Raw genomic sequence first — 19,832 nt, 5'->3', positions numbered from 1 at the left:
CACATGCTATGAAAATATTATCTGTATTTACAAATTCACTAAAATTATTTTTCTTACTGCTTATCTCAATAATTTCTTTTTATAAATCTTCATTTGCACAAGAAAGGAAAAAATTAACCATCGAGGAATATAAAATCATCCACGATTCACTTTTGTCAAAAAAGCAACTTTTAAATGAAATTACTTCTTTAACTAAAACTGAAATTGACAGCCTCACAAATTTTTCTAAATTGCTCGATGCAAAATTAACAAGCTGCGCTTCCGAATTAACTAGTCTAAAAAGAAAACTTTACACTAAAAAATTTGGAAAAGAAATTGCAGAAAGAATTTTAGCAAGCAGAATTTGGAAATCAATGAATGAGGAAATGCTACGAGCTTCATGGGGCGAGCCGGATAAAGTTACACAAAACATTGAAAAGTGGGGAAAATTCAGACAGCTTTATTACGGCGATATTACTTTTTTCTTTAGAGATGATAAGCTTATCAGTTGGGAAGAAAAGGGAAAGAAATCTAAAGTAGAAACTTTTTTGCTGCATTAATCTTTAGTATAAAATTATTATTGATTGCCTCAAAGCATTAATAGAACATCATGCCTTAGAGACTTTGCAGCAGATTAACTAATACATCAAACAATAAATATATTCTTTCCGCTACAAAGTCTTCAAGGCACTGTTAAAAATTTTCTTTTTTGGTAATATCATAATTATTTAACAAGCAACATTTTTTTAGCAAGATTTTTACTCCCTGATGTAAGCCTATAAATATAAATTCCGCTCGGAAGTCCCTCTGCATTAAAAGTTGCCTCATACTTCCCTGCTAATTTATTTTCATTTACCAATGTAGCAATCTCTCTTCCAAGAAGGTCGTACACCTTAAGACTTACAAAACCGCTTACCGGAAGCTGGTAACCAATTTTTGTAGATGGGTTAAATGGATTTGGATAATTTTGATAAAGGTTGTAAGAATTATCAATCTCATGTTTAAAATTAACTGATGTAACTGGTGAAATGCTTGTTGAATCAATGGGGAAAATTTCATAGCCACTATTATAAGGCGCTGAAGCATCATATTGCGAAACAATACCGACAATATTTACTAGTCCTTTTGGTATAGGTTTGTCTATATAATATGGAGTATTCCTAACTATACGAAATTGGACTGTATCAACACCATCAGTAATATGATAACTCCAGCCGCTTTTGCCATTCAAACTGAATGTGGTTGCCGTATCAGTAAATGTTACATTTTTTACCATTACCAACATACTTTCGTACTTTTCAAAACCATCCCAGCCATCACTAAAGTCAGCTAATTTAATTTCTACTGGATTAACTACATGTCCACTAGAAATAATTTGCACAGAACTATTAGGGTTGTACGAAAGTTCCGTTAAACCATTGTATGCCTGAACATGAACATCATAAACAATTACAGAGTCGCCTTTTTTGAGTCCACCATCCCTGGAAAAAAAATTACCATATATTGCAATACCCGTCTCAGAATCTTGAATTGTGCCGGGTCCTGCTGTACCTGTACCTAATTCTGTAATTGAGGTTACAATACCAGTCACATTTATTGAAGGTGCCTGCACCCAAGTAGACATGCCATCAGAATCATTTGTTTTTATAGTTCTCAAAGGCGTAATATCCTGAGAATAAATTTTAGGTATCAGTACTATGAAAAAGATAAATAGGATGGCTCTAATAAATAATTTGTTTGTTATAGAAAATAACATAGTAACCTCCAGATTAATATTAAAATGATTTTCTTAGCCCCCATATTTTTTTATTTAAAATAAAAATTATTTCTATAAGATGGTATTAATTAAATGTTAATTCACTTTTTACTTATTTCAATAATATTTGCAGTACTATGTAATTGTTAAAAGCAAGACAGTCAACCAATGTTTACTTCTCGAAAATCAGTTGAGTGTGTAAAGTTACTTTTTTAGAATTAAACTTCATTGAAAGTATTTACAATGTGCATTAGAAATTTGAACTTGGGAATAAAAATTATTGAATGATGTTAGTCTGAAAACTACACTTGCTATAGCCAATTGAAATTTAGTTTCATATTTATTCATCGGCAAGAAAGTAAACCATCATAATCAATAAAATCAATTAAAGTTGATGTGGCTATAGCTTTGTAGGGAGAGCGCAGAAGTTCGAGCCTCCGTAGCTTCACCACTATTATTAAACTCTTATGACTTGAACTTTTACGTCTACATACTCAAAAGCAAAAAAACAACAAGTTTTACATCGGTCAAACTAAAACTTGCAGCGAAGATTAATCTACCTTAATTCCGGCTATTCCAAATCTACGGGAATAAGTCTATGTGGAAGAATTTGAATTTTATTAATAGGCTGTTTTGTCAATTTTTCTCGATAGGCAAAAATAAAAACTCATTTTATTCTTTCTTATGTGTGAACTTATTTCTATCTTTCGTCCGTAAAATATACCTTTAACTTTATCCAGAGAGATAAGAAGGCAATGAAAAATAAAAGAAATTTTTAAAGACCCCGGTGACTTTTAGTCAACGGGGTATTTTTTTATATATGGAGTCTGTTAATGGAAATAAAAGCTAAAATCATTGATGAAACTGGCCTTCAAAGAACAATAACACGTTTAGCACATGAAATTCTTGAACGTAACAAAGGTTCAAAAAATCTTGTACTAATTGGAATGCGTACAAGAGGCGAATTTATTTGTAATAGAATTTCTGATAAAATAAAAGAAATAGATAATAGCGAGCCACCTAAAGGCATACTTGATGTAACATTATATCGTGATGATTTTAGAACAAGACTAAAGCAACCGGAAGTTTCAGTTACAAGTATTACCTTCGATATTAATGAAAAGGATATAATATTAATTGATGATGTACTTTACACGGGCAGGACAGTCAGAGCTGCGTTAGATGCTTTAATGGATCTTGGAAGACCAAATACAATTCAACTTTGTGTATTAGTTGACAGAGGACATAGAGAATTACCAATAAGAGCAGACTTTGTAGGGAAAAACATCCCTACTTCACTAAATGAAGAAATAAAAGTTAAACTAAAAGAAATAGACGGCGAAGACGCAGTATATCTAGTTAATGCACCAAAACAATAAATTTTTGAGAGAAGAAAATGCCTTTATCAAGTAAACATTTATTAGGATTACATGGGGTTCCTCGTGAGGATATACAATTAATTTTGGACACTGCTACTACTTTTAGAGAGATTCTCGATAGGCCCATAAAGAAAGTGCCTACACTGCAAGGTAAAACAATCGTAAATTTATTTTATGAGAATTCAACTCGAACGCGAATTTCCTTTGAGCTTGCTCAAAAAAGACTTTCAGCTGATACTGTTAATTTTTCAACTTCAGGCAGCAGCACGAAAAAAGGAGAAACATTTAAAGATACTGTTAGAAATATTGAAGCAATGAAAGTAGATATGATAGTCGTTCGTCATCAGTCTGCTGGAGTCCCAAAATTCCTCACTCGCATCACAAATGCTATCATTATAAATGCAGGCGATGGCTTACACGAACATCCAACTCAAGGCCTACTTGATATGTATTCCATTAGAGAAAAGTTTGGGAAATTGGAGGGTTTGAATGTTTGTATTGTAGGAGATATCGCTCATAGCAGAGTTGCACTTTCAAATATATTTGGACTTAAAACTATGGGTGCAAACGTTTCAATCTGCGGTCCCACAACAATGATCCCATTTGGTATAGAATCACTTGGTGTCAAAGTTTATTACAATATTAACGAGGCAATTTCAAACAATGATGTACTAAATGTTCTAAGAATTCAGCTTGAGCGAAATGCAGGAGAGAGGATCCCATCGTTAAGAGAATATCACAAATATTTTGGAATTACTGCAGAACGCTTAGAAAAATTTAACAAAGATATTGTAATTTTACACCCCGGCCCAATTAACAGAGGAGTTGAACTTTCATCCGAAGTAGCTGACGGACCATACCAAATAATCTTAGACCAAGTTACAAACGGCGTAGCTGTAAGAATGGCAGTTTTATACTTACTTGGAACAATGCATTAAAAAGGTGAATTATGAAAATAATACTACAAAATGTTTGTTTACTAAATCCCGAACAAAAATTAAATCAGAAAAATGATTTACTAATAGATAACGGAATAATAAAGAAAATTGGCTCATTGAGCAGTGAAGATAAAAAAGATGCTGATGTTTATGACTTTAGTGGAAAATACTGTGTGCCGGGCTTGTTCGATATGCATGTCCATCTAAGGGAACCCGGCCGAGAAGATGAAGAAACAATTATCACCGGCTCAAATGCTGCAGCTGCGGGTGGATTTACTGAAATCGCATGTATGCCAAACACTGAACCTGCAATTGATTCTGCTGAGGTAGTCAGATTTATCAAAGAACAATCAAAAAATCATTTGGTTGAAGTCTATCCAATAGGAGCAGCTACTCTTGCTCGCAAAGGTGAGGCTCTCTCACCAATGTACGAGCTTTTTGAAGCAGGTGTTGTAGGTTTTTCTGACGATGGAGTTGCTATAAAAACAGCTTCTATTTTAAGACATGCTATGGAATACTCTAAAATGTTTGACCTCCCTATAATAGAACATTGCGAAGATGAATCACTCGCAAACGGCGCTATGAACGAGGGAATTAATTCAACATTACTTGGATTGCCTCCAATTCCTTCTGTAGCTGAAGATTTAATTGTTATGCGAGATATTATTATGGCTGAATTTACAAAAGCTAAAATTCATATCGCACATATAAGTACTAAAAATTCAGTTGAGCTCGTCCGACAGGCAAAGAAAAAAGGAATAAAAATTACAGCCGAAGTTACACCACACCATTTCACATTAACTGATGATTCAATAAAAACTTTTGATACCAACTTTAAAATGAGTCCGCCACTAAGAACCAAAAAAGATATTGAGGCAATTATTGAAGGACTGGCAGATGGCACAATTGATTGTATTGCAAGCGACCACGCTCCCCACTCAATAGAAGAAAAAGAAATGGAATTCATTTTTGCACCTAACGGAATTATCGGCCTTGAAACTCAACTGGGTTTGGCTTTAACAGAACTTGTTCATAAAAAATATCTTACTTTAGAGCAACTTGTAACAAAGCTTTCTATTAATCCACGTAAAATTCTAAACCTGCCTGTGCCCCTAATTTTAGAAGGTGAACCAGCAAATCTCACAATTATTGATCCGGATGTAGTTTGGACAGTAGATGTTCATAAATTTAAATCAAAATCAAAAAATTCACCTTTCGATAAACGATTGTTGACCGGTAAAGCTATAGCAGTTATTAACAAGAATAAAATGTTCTATGAAGATCAGTTTATTGATATTTCATCTTAACAAGATGTATTAAAAATTGAACAAAAAAATTGCGCTTCTTATACAGTTTTATTTGAATCCATTTTTACTCCTTATGTTTATTATTTTTTTTATCTCAGTTTGTTAGAAATATTTGATTAATTCCAAAATCCTTTGGCACTTTGATTGATGCTTCAACTCAGAATCTCAAGTGAGGGGAAAATGAATAATAAAACTTTAGCTCTGTTTACTCTTATATTTTTCACTATAATTTTATCTTCATGCAACAACGTAACTAATTATGACGACATAGCCCCGCTACCCCCAAAAAATATAAAAACAATTACTGGTGATAATAGAGTCGATATCTATTGGGACCCCAGTCCCAGCACTGATGTTGCAGGATACAATGTTTATTACAGCTATAGTTATAATGGGAAATACACCTTAATTGGAAGCACAAAAGAAACTTATTTCATTGACAGCGAAGCAAGAAACGGAAATACTTACTATTATGCTGTGACTGCCTATGATTTTAACGGCAACGAAAGTCAATTAAGCGATGACATCGTTTACGACACTCCCAGACCAGAAGGATTTAATCAAGTTGTCTTTGATTACCTGCAATTCCCTGACCAATCAGCATATAATTTTAGCTCTTTTAGCGTTGTACCTTATAACAGTCAAAACGCTGACTTTTTCTTTGAGAACTACAACGGCACATATTACATAGATGTTTGGAAAGACTCTGATATTCAGGACATGGGTATAACAAAAGATATATATGACGTTGATTATGCGCCTCTTACAGGCTGGGTACCACTTGTTGAAGGTGAAAATATAAAATATGCCGAAGCTAAAATTGGGCATACTTATGTTATATGGACTTGGGACAATCATTATGCTAAAATAAGAGTTAAAGAAATTACATCTCAAAGAATGGTTTTTGATTGGGCATATCAATTAGTTGAAGGAAACCGAGAATTAAAAAGAGCTGACAATCCCACAACAAGAAAAGAAACATACAAAATCGTCATTAGAAAAAGATAATATCAAAAAATAATTTTCAAGGGTTGGAGCAGAAAGTAAGTCAAATACAAAATTTATGAGAAATAGTTGCAATGCAGCTAAATTTCTTTTCTATGTTTATCAACAATTGAAACCTTTTCTCCAATCTCTAAATGACAAACAAATTTTACTTTCGGAGCAGTCATTTTTATTTTTATTTATTATTAATTTACAAGTGCAAAATTATTAAGCGTTATGAATTATAAAATGAGCAATTTTTGGAAAATTTTTTTTCTTGCAACAGTTTGTTTTTCTTCACCAGTTTTATTTGCACAGCGAAATAATATCGCTAACTTAAATGAGCTTTTTACAAAGATTGAAGAAGGTTTTCAAACTGGCAATATCGACAAATTTTCAAATCATTTTAATAATAAAACCTACATAAGTCTATTTAATGGCGTAAACGGTTATTACAGTTCTAATCAATCTTATTATGTATTAAAAGATTTTCTTGCTATAAATCAGCCTATTAATTTCAAATTAGATAATATAGTTACAGACAGTTCGACTCCATTTGCTTCTGGTATTTTTAGATATAAAACTAATGGTATTTCCAATACTTCATTGATATTTATATCCATCAAAAATATTAATAATGAGTGGCGGATAAATCAAATCACAATTAATTAAAATTTGATGCGCAAATTTTTCCCAAAAAATAAAATCTCTTATATCATAGCAATCTTATTTATTTTGATACTATTGTGTGGAGCTATAGCGCCCATTATAACAAATAATATTACTAAAAACTGGAGTGAAAATTTAAGAGAGAAAATTGACGGGCTTGAAACACGTGCAAAAGAAAAACTGAGAGAAAAAGAAAATAACCTTCTTACTGCAAAAAATAATTTGACAGAGAATTTTCACAATTTGTTAACTAACGACACTCTTAATAAAGCTCTGTTGTTCAGTAAACTCTCATCAGATAAGTATAACTCATATTCAATTGAATTATGGGATGATTCATTAAAACTATTGGCATGGAACGAAAACGTGCAAAATGAACCAATCTTAAATCTAAACTACAATCCCAATGAAACATATTTTTACACGACATCACTTATCTCATACCTGGCTGTTTTTGATACAATTCAAACGAACCAAAAAAAATTTTTCCTTGCTATCGCTTTACCTTTAGAAAAACATTATAACTTCAATGGCAACTATTATAAACCATTAAGCATTCAAAATGAGTTGAGTAAAGAGCTTTCTACCCCGTTAAAGATTTTTTTTAGTCCTTTTGTTCAAAGATCAAAAGACGGAAGAGAATACTCTTTTGATTTGTTAAATAATTTCAATAATAAAATTGGATTAATAACAATTGAAAAACCATCAAGAGAGGCCGAATTACAAAATGTAAGTAAACTTATTTCAAATATACAGAAAAGCCTGGCCGTTACTATACTTATTGTTTTACTAATCTTTTTGTATTTAAAGTTAAATAAAAAAAATAGAATTAGTCGAATAGTGGTATTAAGTGTATTTGTCTTAATTACAAGAATATTATTGTTTGTGATGAATGTGCCTTCTGATTTAGTAAAAGGTGATATTACTAACTCGTCATATTTTTCATCTACTTTTGGTGGCGGAATTGTAAAGTCGCCACTCGATTTATTTATTACTCTTTTTCTCCTTTTACTAATTATCTTGGAAATTTATCAATCGACAAATAAGTTAGAGGAAAATAAAAACACATTAAAGAATTCTAAAGTTAAATTTTTTTTGCAGATTATCTTATCATGTATTTTAATCTTATTATCATTAAGGGGGTTAGGTGCATCTGTAAGAAGTATTATATTCGATTCAACATTAAGATATTTCAAAGAATATACTTTATTTCCGGATATTCCAACTGCGTTAATGCTGCTGAACTTACTGATACTTGGCTTTATCATTTTCCTTTTTTCTCTTACACTGCTTTTATTCTCATTTAAAAACTTTTATTTAGATAAAAAACAGCGAAAAGTTTTTATTATTGGTTCATTTATTTTTTTCCAAATAAGTGGGTGGATTTACGATGCATTACAAAGCAATCCTCAAGGAACTTCTTTAATAAGAATAATATTTATCAGTTTGATTTTCTTTTTCTCCTACTTAATCTTAGAAAAAAAAATACAAGCTATTTTTCAATACCTATTGTATTCAATTGGTGCTTCAGTAATTACAATAGCCTTGCTAATCTACTACAACTCAGAATTAGAAAAAGAATCGCTTAAAGTAGTTGCCCAAGATATTACTAGAACTAATGAAAGCTTCTTAGAATTCATGATACAGCAAACGATTTCTTCGGCACCGATGAAATATGACTTAGGAAATAAAATTATTCGGAATTCTAACCTTGCAGCTATTGGTTTTGTAATTTGGACAGAAAGCCTGCTTTATAAGGAAGGTATACCATGCAACATAGATTTTTTTGACTCTACGGGTAATTATATCGACGGCTTTTCGTTAGAGTCTAAACAAGACAGTGAAAAATTTTTAAAAAAAATTTATATGAGTAAACAACCAGCAATCATTAAAGAAAATAACTTATTTAACAGCGACATTCGTTATACGGGTGTTTCCCCTATTTTTTTAAGGGATAATTTGATTGGATACATTTTAATAGAAACGAGTTTTAATTCAGATTTTATTCCTAAGACTGAAATACCAAAATTTCTTGAATTTTCCAGGGAAGGAATAACATCAGCTATTAACTTAAACAAAATGAAAGCTTTTATTTTTCATAACGATACTCTAACTTATTCATTCGGTAATTTAGTCTTGAATAAGCACGAAATAAATTCTATAACTAAAGCACCTTTTAATAACTTTAATGAATCATGGCAAAGCATAATTATTAACGGCGAGAAAAATTTAGTCTACAGTATCAAAGAGAGCAAAAACAATACTCAAAGAATCGTTTCCGTAGCGCTTGAAGAAAGAAATTTTTCTTGGAATTTGTTCGATTTCTTTAAGGTATTCTTCTTTCATATATTGATTATTACTATGATATTAATAACTCTGTCTTTTGTTTATTATAAGGCAGTAGTAAAAGAGCTCTTCAGTTTTCGTACAAGATTAACACTTGCATTGTTGATAATTTCTATTATACCTCTAATTATAATGGCAGTTTACTTCAGAAATATTACCGAAGAAAAAAATTCGGCATTAATAATAAATAAACTTGATGAACGCTCACATTTGGTCGAAAAATATCTCAATAGATATTTGTTAAACACAGATTTAAACGAATACACAATCTTACAAAAAGCCAAAGACGACATTGGCATAAATTACAGCGTTTATAAAAATGGAACACTTGTCTTCAGCACTCAAAAAAACTTTTATGACATTGGTTTATTCAGCAAATATCTGAATCCATCAGCTTATTTTAAGTTGCTGCTGGAAGGTATGAAAGAAAGCTTAACAAAAGCAAAAATAGAAAATTACGACTACAACAAGCTGTACTATAAAGCAAAAATTGCAGGTGAAGATTTTATTTTTGAAATCAATGATTTGTTCAATTCACTGTTGATTCCCCTATCCGATGTAGAAATTAATATTGCACTTTTTGGCAGTTACTCCCTGGTTGTTATAATTATTTTTGTAATTAGTACTATTCTCGCAAATCAAATATCAGCGCCAATTAGAAAATTAACAAAAGCTACTAAATCTGTAGCTTCAGGCGACCTGAGTGTTGAAGTAATCGAAAATAATCGCGGTGAAATTAAAGAACTCATAGATGGTTTCAATCAAATGGTGAAAGGTTTGCGAATTAACCAGATAGAACTTTCAAGGTTGGAACGAGAAAATGCATGGAAAGAAATGGCTAAACAAGTAGCACATGAAATTAAAAATCCCTTAACTCCAATGAAATTATCTGTACAACAATTAATTGCTGCTTATAAGGATAAATCTCCAAAGCTGAATGAGATTTTTGATAAAGTGACATCCATTCTAATAAGCCAAATTGAAACTTTACGCAACATAGCCACTGAATTTTCTAACTTCGCTCGCATGCCAAGTTTAAAATTGGAAAGTGTGGATATAATTGCAGCCGCTAAGGAATCTGTAATACTGTTTTCTGAAGAACCCACAAAAGTAATTTTACAAGCTGAACATGATAGTTTAATTGTAGAGGCTGACTTCGACCAACTTAAACGAACCTTTATTAACTTAATCCGCAATTCTATACAAGCTGATTCCAGTTTAGTAAAACTTCTCATAACAACTACTGCCAACGACTGTGAAATAAGAATTATCGATAACGGTAAAGGAATACCCAAAGAACATGCAGATAAAATTTTTGAAAATAATTTTACTACAAAAGAAAAGGGAATGGGAATAGGATTGACATTAGCTAAAAGGTTTATCGAAGGAATAAATGGTACAATTACATTAGAAAAATCATCGAACGAGGGTACAACTTTTTTAATAAAAATTCCTGTTAAAAAGAATACATGAAACCTGTAATCACTCCATATCAGCAAAAAGCATTAAACTACAAAAAGCATATTTCTTTGACTGCAAATGCAGGCTCAGGAAAAACATTTGTATTATCCCATCGCTTTGTAGAAATTGCTGTAAACGAAAACGTTAATATTGATAATATAGTTGCAATAACTTTTACCGATAAAGCCGCCTCAGAACTTTACAAAAAAATTTCGGAGGAAATTAATAACAGACTAAAAGATGAAACTGATATAAAAATAAAAACTAAACTAATAAATCTCAGACAACAATTAGTATCTGCTAATATATCAACGATTCACTCCTTCTGTATTAATATACTTAAAGAATTTGCACCAGAAGCTGACATCGACGCAAATTTTACACCACTTAACGAAACTGAATCGGATGAAATACTAAACATAATAATAGACAGCGAAATCAATAAAGAACTTTCGGACAATATCAATTCTGAGAACGTTAAATACTTGATTAGAACCCTGGGCTCAAAAGATAGTTTACTTAGACAAATAAAAGAAATGATTAAAAAAAGAAAAAATGTCGAAATAATTGAAAAAAAATTTTTCTCTGTCCCAATAAAACAAACTTCCAATAAATATCGACAGACATTTAATCAATATTTCGAAAAATTATTTGAATATCGTATTAAGGATGTAATTCAATCAATAATAAAAATTAATGAACAAGTGCTTGATAATAACTGCAATAATGAAAAAGCTTTATCGGTGAACGAAGTTATCAAAGAAATAAAAGAAGAAGATAATACACTTACAAAAATTGCCAAGCTAAGACAATTTGAAAAAGTTATACTAACCAAACAGGGGGAAATTCTTAAATCAAATTACCTCCCCACAAAATTAAGAGATTCCTTACATGAAGAAATAAAAACAGTTGAAGAATTTTTTGATGATATACTAAAAATAAATATCTCTGAAAATTCCAATCTAATAGAGTACGAATTAGCGGCGTTTGGCAGTAAGATTCTCATCTTTTACCGTAAAATTCTTGAACTCTATACACTAAAGAAAAAACAAAGAGGTTATCTTGATTTTGAAGATATACTAATTCTAACCAAAAATTTACTTCTCAGAGATGAGGTTAAAACTTATTTATCTAAAAAATACAAATACATTATGGTTGATGAATATCAAGATACTAATGAAATTCAGTATGAAATTTTAATGCCAATATTAGATTACCTTAAAATTAACAACCTCTTTGTAGTTGGGGACGAAAAACAAAGCATTTACATGTTCCGAGATGCTGAACTCGAGGTTTTTTATAAAACTAAAATGGAAATTGAATCTGCTGAATCTCCCGAATCAATTTTAACTTTGCCCCACAGTTTCAGAATGAGCCCTGAAATAGCAGTGTTTGTAAATTTGCTGTTCAAAGAAATATTTAAAAACCCGAATCAACTTTTTAATGAAGTAAAATATGATGAGTTGATATGCGCTAAAAATCAAATTGGTAACGGCGGTGTAGAGTTATTAATTTCTGATGAAGAAAATTCTGATACAGAAAACATTCTTATTGCTAAAAAAATATTACAGCTCGTTAATCAATCACAAAATTATAAATTAAACTTTGGGGACATATCTTTACTCTGCCGTAAAAGAGACCAATTTAATGAACTAGAAAAAGCTCTTATAAAATTTAAAATTCCATACTTGATAATTGGCGGGAAAGGATTTTTTCAGCGGCAATTAGTTTACGATATTTACAACTTTATTTCGTTCCTTTTAGATGAAAATAACGACCCAGCACTAATTGGCATACTGCGTTCACCATTTTATAGTTTACCCGACACAAAAATTTTTCTAATCTCATTAGAAGAGGGGAAAAATTATTACAATAAACTGATTAATTACAGTAAAACGCAGAACGATTTAAAAGATATAATATTGAGCTTGAAAAAATATAAAAAGCTAATAGGAAAAATAAACTTAGCTTCGCTTCTACGTTTAATAGTCAAAGAAACTTCCTATCTAACTGTAATTGCCTCAAAGCATAATGCTAATCAAGAAATTGCTAATTTAGAAAAACTGCTTTCAATTGCACATAATTTTTCTAAGCAAGACTTCAAGTCATTATACGACTTTGCAGATTACTTAAGAAATTCAATTGAAGCTTACGAAGAAGAGGGGCAAGCGCAATTAATCAAAGATGATAACTCTGTAAAGTTAATGACCATTCACCAATCAAAAGGTCTCGAATTTAAGGCAGTGTTTATTTATGGCGCAAATCTGTTAGTCCGTGATTCAAATATTAAAAGTAACGAAATAGTAATTGACAAAAACTTTGGTTTATTAACTAAAGTGCCTTTAGAAAATAATTACTTTTCTAGTTATGAACTTGCGCCGATTGGAGAAATTTATAATCTCATATATGCAAAAAAAAATTTAGCTGAAATGAAAAGATTATTATACGTGGCTGCAACGCGAGCGTCCAACTATCTATTCATATCCGCAACATTAAAAAACGGGAAAGCAAAAAAGAACTCTTTTATTGACATAATTTGTTCAGCGTTAAATATTGATTTTAGCAAAAACAGCTTTACAATAAGCTCTCCATTGAAATTCATGATTCTTAATGAGAACAAATTTATTTCAGAAGAAAAGGAAATTCTCTTTGAGATACCAATTATCAAAGAGATAGAACTATCAGTCAAGCCTGATGAAAAAATTCAATTGCCTTCCATAAAAAATCTATTAATTAATAACATTGTTGACCATCCAAAAGGCGAAATAATTTCAGCGACTAAGATATCAATCTTTTCACAGTGCCCAACAAAGTATTTATTGACTTATGAATTAGGCTATGTGCCAATTCTTAGAAAAATAAAAGAGTACACTGATAACTTCGATTTCAATTACTCGGAGGATGAAGAAACAATAAACTTTGCGGAGCTAAAAGGAAGGGTAATTCACAAACTTTTGGAAAAAGAAATATCTCAAGAAAAAATAGCAGATGAAGCTAAAATTCTTCTCTCAAATGAAAAAGAATTCAGGACCCAGTTGCATTTATTAGAGACTATAACAAAAGAAATTACTAAAGATCTTCAAAAATATTTTAATTCAAGTGCATATAAAACAATGAAAAAATATAATAACTACCAAAATGAATTTGAAATATACGCTCAAGAAAATGGTGATTATCTTTACGGCATTGTTGACAAGCTGGTTATAGAGAACGACCGTTTAATCATAATTGATTATAAAACAGACAAAGTAGATAAAACTACCATCCACGAAAAAGCACAGGCTTATTTTGTACAGTTGACTTTTTATGCTTATGTCTTATCTAAGTATTATTTTAACATAAACAATTTTGAACTACGATTACTTTTCATTCGCGAGCCTGAAACAGAAATCACTAGAAAAATAACACGTGCAGAATTATCAAATTTTGGCTTTGAGTTGAAGTCTATTATTAATAAAATCAAATTGAACCAATTCTCACCCGAAAGAAGCCACTGTCCTAAATGCCACTTTGCATTAAAAGAAAACATCTGTGCAAAAGATTTTTTATCTGATAATACTGTATAATTCTTATATTCATCAAATTCAATTTATGCAACCTGCTGCAGAAAGTGGGCTTGCCTACTTGAGTTTTGCAGAACTCTGAAGTCGTGCTTTTGTCGCGACAAATAAATTTATAGTTGAATAAGAAATTACTGTCACTGCAAACGAAGTAAGTGAAACAATCTCCTACAAGAAAGCAAGATAATGGAATTTTTGCAACAGTTGATAAAAATGAATGTCAATGGTAGGGTTGAGGTCCCCTCAACCAATTATGCCTTGAAGAAAGAAAAATTAAGGATAAGGTAATAAGGTTAATCTTCATTTCTGTTAAGTGATGTTACTAAAGTTATTTAAAAAATAAAATAGGAATCCACCACATCATAATGCGGTGAATTCTCATTAGTCAAACACTGTGTAACAAAGTAATTTTTTCTTACTGGTAAGCAAATCTTTAGCAAATTTCAACTGATAAAAACTAAGTTATCTTTACTAGTAAGAAAAAGTAATCCCAATATTAAACGTCCGCGGCATACCTAAATAAACCTCGGCGTCTGAAGCAGAGTGAGTTTGGTTACCTACAGTATTAAATGAGTTATATTGACTGTTATCAGTTGCGTCTTGTATATAAATCGTATTAAATAAATTAAAGACATGCGCAAAGAAATTTAAATTAACTCCGTAAATATTAATGGGTAACTTATAATAAAAGTGTACATCCCAAATTGAATAAGCAGGTGTTTTCCATACTTGAGCTCTATCGTTCGGGTTTGTTCGTGAAAATGGATCCCAGTCAGCATAATAATTTGCATTATATCTAAAAACAATTCTTGCTTGCATTCCTTTAGTTGGATATACTGAGCCTTGCAGAGCAAGTTGAGTCTGAGGAGCATCGCCAACCATTAAACCATTCACGTAAAAATTATAAATCTCTTCACCGGAACCATTAGCATAGTCTTGATAAACACCACTTGGGTCATTTGTATATTTCCAATAGCCAATTGAAAAAGCACCATCGAGTCTGTATAAGGATGAGGACTGATAAGCAAGTTCAAATTCCAGTCCAGTATGTAATGAATTCATCCCTGTTAAAAATATAGCACCGGAAGAACCATCTTGGTTTTTCACACCAATAGTTTTTGCTTGGTTTTTCCAGGTAGTATAGTAGTAATCAGTTTTTAAGGTCAATTTTTTATTAAAAAATGTTGAGTTAATTCCAGCTTCGAACGAAATGAACTGCTCATTTTTTAGATTTCTTGCTACGCTGTTAGTATTATAATCAATAACATCATTATAAATAGGGACTTTAGATACATATCCCGCGTTAGCAAACACATCATAATCGATACTTAATCTATAGCTAGCACCGCCTTTTAATTGAAAACCAGTTATATTTTTAGCTGTAACAGTAAGTGGTTCACTCGAACCTGGCGACTGTCTAAGAAAGTTATTAGTATATTTATAATTTACAATAGTCCAACCATACATTCCGTACAAAGTAATTAAGTTTTTTGTATACTCTCCTTGTAAATAAACACCCAGCCAATTTATATCATTAGTTTCCCAATAACCTAATTTATCCCCCAGCCGTTTTTGTTTTTGAGCTGCGGTAGTATCGAAAGCGTTTCCAGAATAATTGAAATATTCCCCACCTAACAAATCTCTTACCTCCTCAAAATGATCTATTTGTGCAATGCGCCAGTCGATGCCAAAAGATGCAGTTAATTCATCCGATAATTTATAATAGCCTTTCGACAAAGCACCAACAGTCCATTGATTATTAACAGCATTTACTAAAATTCCCAAAGAACCAAATCTTGATGCTTTATTTTTTGCAATAGTTCCATTCCAATCTACAATGCGAGATGGCACTTTTTGTGTTGAATCAGCTCCAGGCGGATAAATCCATTTCATACTGCCATAAGTTGAGCTGCCGCCACCTTTACCACCCGAGTAATACAGTGTTGAATACAAGCTCAATTTTTTAGATAACTGCGTGTACCAATTCAGGTTTATAAGAGGTTTATTATAATAATTTTCTTTTTCATTAATAAAATTAGGGTCATATCTATCATGAGTAGTACCATTCCAAAATTGTTTCCCTTTATAGGAAGGGTCAACATAGTTCCAATTTTCATTGTAATATCTGCCGGCTGGGGATTGTGGAAATTTTTTTATTGCTCTTATATCAAAACCGGGGATAGATTTAGCATAGTTGCTATCATAAGCGGCTATGTTTTGTCTATAAGAATTTTGTCCATGTCGCTGTGGCGCTCCAATTGCATAAATTTCCAATCGATTTTTATCATTTACATTATAACTTGCGCCAAAATAATATGCCCATGCATCTGTCCATGTTCTATCAATAACTCCATTACCAGTTTTTCTTACAATTGAACCGCTAAAAGCAAACTTGCCATTTATGAGTCCAGAATTAAATGAAGCGGTAGATTTCAAAAAACTTCCTGTACCAAATTCTTGCTTATATTTCACTCCAAACTTTAATTGTGTCGGGTCAGTAATTATATTCATTGTACCGCCAATAGAAGGGACTGCAAGATTTATTGCACTTAAGCCACGTTGAACTTGCACAGATGATGTAGCGTCGCCAATACCATCCCAGTTTGACCAATAAACCCAACCATTATTCATATCGTTTATAGGAACTCCATTTAGCATTACACCAATGTTATTCTGCTTGTAACCGCGAATGTCAATTCTAGAATCACCCGCTCCACCACCTTGCTGTGTCGCATATACGCTTGGTGTAGTATTTAACACTAAAGGTATATCCCTAGACCCTAGCCGCGTTTCCATATCTGCTTTATTTATGTCACTAAACGCTACGGGCGTTTCTCTTTCCCTTGCTCTATTTGAAATAACAGTTACTGACAGAGTAAACTCATGTTCCTTTAAAGCAAAATTCAAGTTTAGATTGTTAGTTAAATCTATCTCCTCATTAACTGTCTCGTATCCAATATAACTGCATACAATTGTGTAATGACCTTTCTCAGCAATTATTTCATAATACCCCCTTTCATCTGACGCTGCACCAATGTTTGTTCCCTTTAAATAAACATTAGCTCCCGGCAACTTATCACCTGATGTCGCACTGGTTACTGTACCGCTGATTTTGTACTGCTGTGCAAACAATGTTGAGCAAAGAAATAAAACGGTTAGCAGAAAAAAATAATAGCCTTTAATCATAATACTTAAACCCTTTTTAGTGAAAAATTTTGTTTATACTTGAAGATTACTGCTGCAAAGCTTTTCGACAAGATTATTACTCAATGAATATTTCTAACTTCGAATACTTTGCAACATATTTTAATATAAGGAGATAATAAAATCAACCAACTAAATATTTTTTTTAGTTACTATATATTCCACTGCTGTCCAAAATAATTTTGAAATCAAATCCCGAACGGATGAATTACCAAATAAATTTAGAAAACTTCAAGATTTTTTGGACTATTCTACTTGTCTTGTAAATCAATCCCTATCTCGTCCCTACGGGACTTTTAACTTCAGTTTGATATTTATTTATTCTATAACTATATAATCCCTAAAGGGATTAGATTGGTTTAAGGATAATCAAAGCTTTATTGTCCCCTCAGGACAAAATATTTATAGGATAAAGAACAAAGAAATAGATTAAGCCCATTTAGGAACGAAATAAAAAATATCCTGGACAGATATGATATATTCACACAACACAACAATTAGAATAAAGCAAAAAAAATTCAAAAGAGCATATAAATAATTTTTTATAAATTCGAATAAAAATTCTATATTTACAAAAGCAACCTTCGGGGTGTAGCGCAGCCCGGTTAGCGCGCTTCGTTCGGGACGAAGAGGTCGAGAGTTCGAATCTCTCCACCCCGACTTTATTAATTTATTATTTATTATTTGCTATTCATTATTCTACTTTTAATGTAAGAAGATACAGTACAATTAAAGTTCGATTTACCTTAGTAAGATAAAAGCAAAAATCTTTTTAACAATAGGTTTAGTTTAAAAACATTTTCCAATAAGTTTTTATACATCAATTAATTTTATAATTGTCTTTAAGATTAATTACTAAAAGATGACTAAAAAAGTCTATAAAGTTTTCGAAAATTTTTGTGACTTTTCTAAATTATCTAGCAACTTACTGCTAATATTGAGGGATTAATATGGCACAAAACCACTCATTCGATATAGTTTCCGAAATCAATTTCCAGGAAGTAGATAATGCTGTAAATCAAGCTGTTAAAGAAATTAGACAGAGGTACGATTTAAAAGATTCTCATACAGAAATTGAATTAAACAAAAAAGAAAAATTCTTAACAATAAACACAAAAGATGAATACACACGTAAACAATCAATTGATATCTTAGAGTCAAAGTTTATTAAGCGAGGAATCCCTTTGAAGGCTTTAAAATTTGAAGAACCACAACCTGCAGCTTCTGGAAGGATTAAACAAAAGGTGGTTCTTCAAAGCGGTATATCAAAAGATAATGCCAAATTAATCATCAAAATGATAAAAGACAGCAAGCTGAAAGTAAACACACAAATTCAAGATGAACAAATACGCGTTACAGCTCCTAAGATTGATAATCTTCAATCTGTAATTAAGCTAATTAAGGATGCAGATTTAGATTTTCCCGTTCAATTTACAAACTACAAATGAAAACATGTACTTAGTTCTTTTTAGTAAAGATCTTGCAGCTTTCATCTGCAGCCCCATGTAATTAAACCAAATTATGAAATGCGAAAATTAACTGCACGCTTGTACAAAAAACAAAAGCTTGTCTGCACATACAGGCTTGCTGCAACATGTTCATATTGTATAATGTTAGTAAGATTAGAAAAAAAGTTTTTTGAAGAAAGAGATTTTATTAGATAAGTAAATTGGTTAAAGGAATTGTTGTATAACCTTAGAATGAAGGTAAGTTATTAACTATAGTTACCTTAGTAAAGGAAATGTCGCCTAAAGTAAGATTAACTTTATTAACTTATACATAGAAAAAAGTTTGCGATAAGGTAATCCACAAATGGAATCCACCACTCTACAATGTGGTGAATACTCATCGTGGGTGGTGAATTTCCAAAGGTTAAGTTGTTGTGAAGTATGGTCATGTTACTAAGGTTGGGGTAAAAAGACTAAGGTTTTTTGAAAGAAAATATTTTTTATTACGATGAGTAAAGGAAAAAACATCGTATACCTTAAAGAGAGAAGTATGCTAATAACAGAGGTAACCTTAGTAGCAGAGCATTTCCCGATTGAGTATTAACCTTATTAGCTTATTTAAGTAGGAGGTTTGGGTAATAAGGTTAAGTTGTTGTGAAGTATGGTCATGTTACTAAGGTTGGGGTAAAAAGACTAAGGTTTTTTGAAGGAAAATATTTTTTATTAAGATGAGTAAAGGAAAAAACATCGTATACCTTAAAGAGAGAAGTATGCTAATAACAGAGGTAACCTTAGTAGCAG

At 31.5% G+C, this 19,832-nt stretch carries 11 protein-coding genes and 1 tRNA gene; 10 read left to right on the top strand and 2 right to left on the bottom strand.

The window, feature by feature from the left end; all coding sequences use genetic code 11:
* The first annotated feature begins 8 nt into the window (after positions 1-8).
* Positions 9-539, top strand: coding sequence for a hypothetical protein (locus tag ABRY23_06980; protein ID MFA3782792.1), 531 nt, complete (start codon positions 9-11; stop codon positions 537-539).
* A gap of 164 nt (positions 540-703) precedes the next feature.
* On the opposite strand, the gene ABRY23_06975 is transcribed toward ABRY23_06980, so the two are convergent.
* On the bottom strand, positions 704-1,735 hold the full coding sequence (locus ABRY23_06975; GenBank protein MFA3782791.1) for a DUF5689 domain-containing protein: 1,032 nt from the start codon (positions 1,733-1,735) through the stop codon (positions 704-706).
* 833 nt (positions 1,736-2,568) lie between these two features.
* On the opposite strand from ABRY23_06975, the gene pyrR reads away from it, so the two are divergent.
* From pyrR to ABRY23_06940, 7 genes are all read left to right on the top strand, one after another.
* Entirely contained in the window at positions 2,569-3,114 is a 546-nt protein-coding gene (gene pyrR / locus ABRY23_06970) for a bifunctional pyr operon transcriptional regulator/uracil phosphoribosyltransferase PyrR (GenBank protein ID MFA3782790.1), read from the top strand.
* 17 nt (positions 3,115-3,131) lie between these two features.
* A complete protein-coding gene (locus ABRY23_06965; GenBank protein ID MFA3782789.1) occupies positions 3,132-4,052 on the top strand; it encodes an aspartate carbamoyltransferase catalytic subunit in 921 nt (306 codons plus the stop codon).
* A gap of 11 nt (positions 4,053-4,063) precedes the next feature.
* Complete coding sequence (locus tag ABRY23_06960; protein ID MFA3782788.1) at positions 4,064-5,359, top strand: dihydroorotase; 1,296 nt, start codon at positions 4,064-4,066, stop codon at positions 5,357-5,359.
* Positions 5,360-5,539: 180 nt separating this feature from the next.
* The gene (locus tag ABRY23_06955) at positions 5,540-6,367 is read left to right on the top strand and encodes a hypothetical protein (protein ID MFA3782787.1); all 828 of its coding nucleotides are present in this window, start codon (positions 5,540-5,542) and stop codon (positions 6,365-6,367) included.
* A 225-nt stretch (positions 6,368-6,592) separates the two neighbouring features.
* The gene (locus ABRY23_06950; GenBank protein MFA3782786.1) at positions 6,593-7,015 is read left to right on the top strand and encodes a DUF4783 domain-containing protein; all 423 of its coding nucleotides are present in this window, start codon (positions 6,593-6,595) and stop codon (positions 7,013-7,015) included.
* Positions 7,016-7,021: 6 nt separating this feature from the next.
* The gene (locus ABRY23_06945) at positions 7,022-10,831 is read left to right on the top strand and encodes an ATP-binding protein (GenBank protein ID MFA3782785.1); all 3,810 of its coding nucleotides are present in this window, start codon (positions 7,022-7,024) and stop codon (positions 10,829-10,831) included.
* On the top strand, positions 10,828-14,385 hold the full coding sequence (locus ABRY23_06940; GenBank protein ID MFA3782784.1) for a UvrD-helicase domain-containing protein: 3,558 nt from the start codon (positions 10,828-10,830) through the stop codon (positions 14,383-14,385). The genes ABRY23_06945 and ABRY23_06940 overlap by 4 nt, the downstream gene beginning before the upstream one ends.
* 465 nt (positions 14,386-14,850) lie before the next feature.
* Here the strand turns inward: ABRY23_06940 and ABRY23_06935 are convergent, their stop codons facing one another.
* Positions 14,851-17,565 carry a TonB-dependent receptor gene (locus tag ABRY23_06935; GenBank protein MFA3782783.1) on the bottom strand — a complete coding sequence of 905 codons (2,715 nt, stop codon included), beginning with the start codon at positions 17,563-17,565 and terminating at the stop codon, positions 14,851-14,853.
* A 603-nt stretch (positions 17,566-18,168) separates the two neighbouring features.
* Here ABRY23_06935 and ABRY23_06930 point away from each other — a divergent pair.
* Positions 18,169-18,243: transfer RNA gene (locus tag ABRY23_06930), tRNA-Pro, on the top strand.
* A gap of 290 nt (positions 18,244-18,533) precedes the next feature.
* A complete protein-coding gene (locus ABRY23_06925; GenBank protein ID MFA3782782.1) occupies positions 18,534-19,031 on the top strand; it encodes a YajQ family cyclic di-GMP-binding protein in 498 nt (165 codons plus the stop codon).
* Positions 19,032-19,832: the final 801 nt, after the last annotated feature.

It is taken from the genome of Melioribacteraceae bacterium 4301-Me (assembly GCA_041538185.1).
Taxonomy (GTDB): Bacteria; Bacteroidota; Ignavibacteria; order Ignavibacteriales; family Melioribacteraceae; genus Pyranulibacter; species Pyranulibacter aquaticus.
Note: the sequence above shows the minus strand (reverse complement) of the source record. Positions and strands in the feature narration are given on the sequence as shown.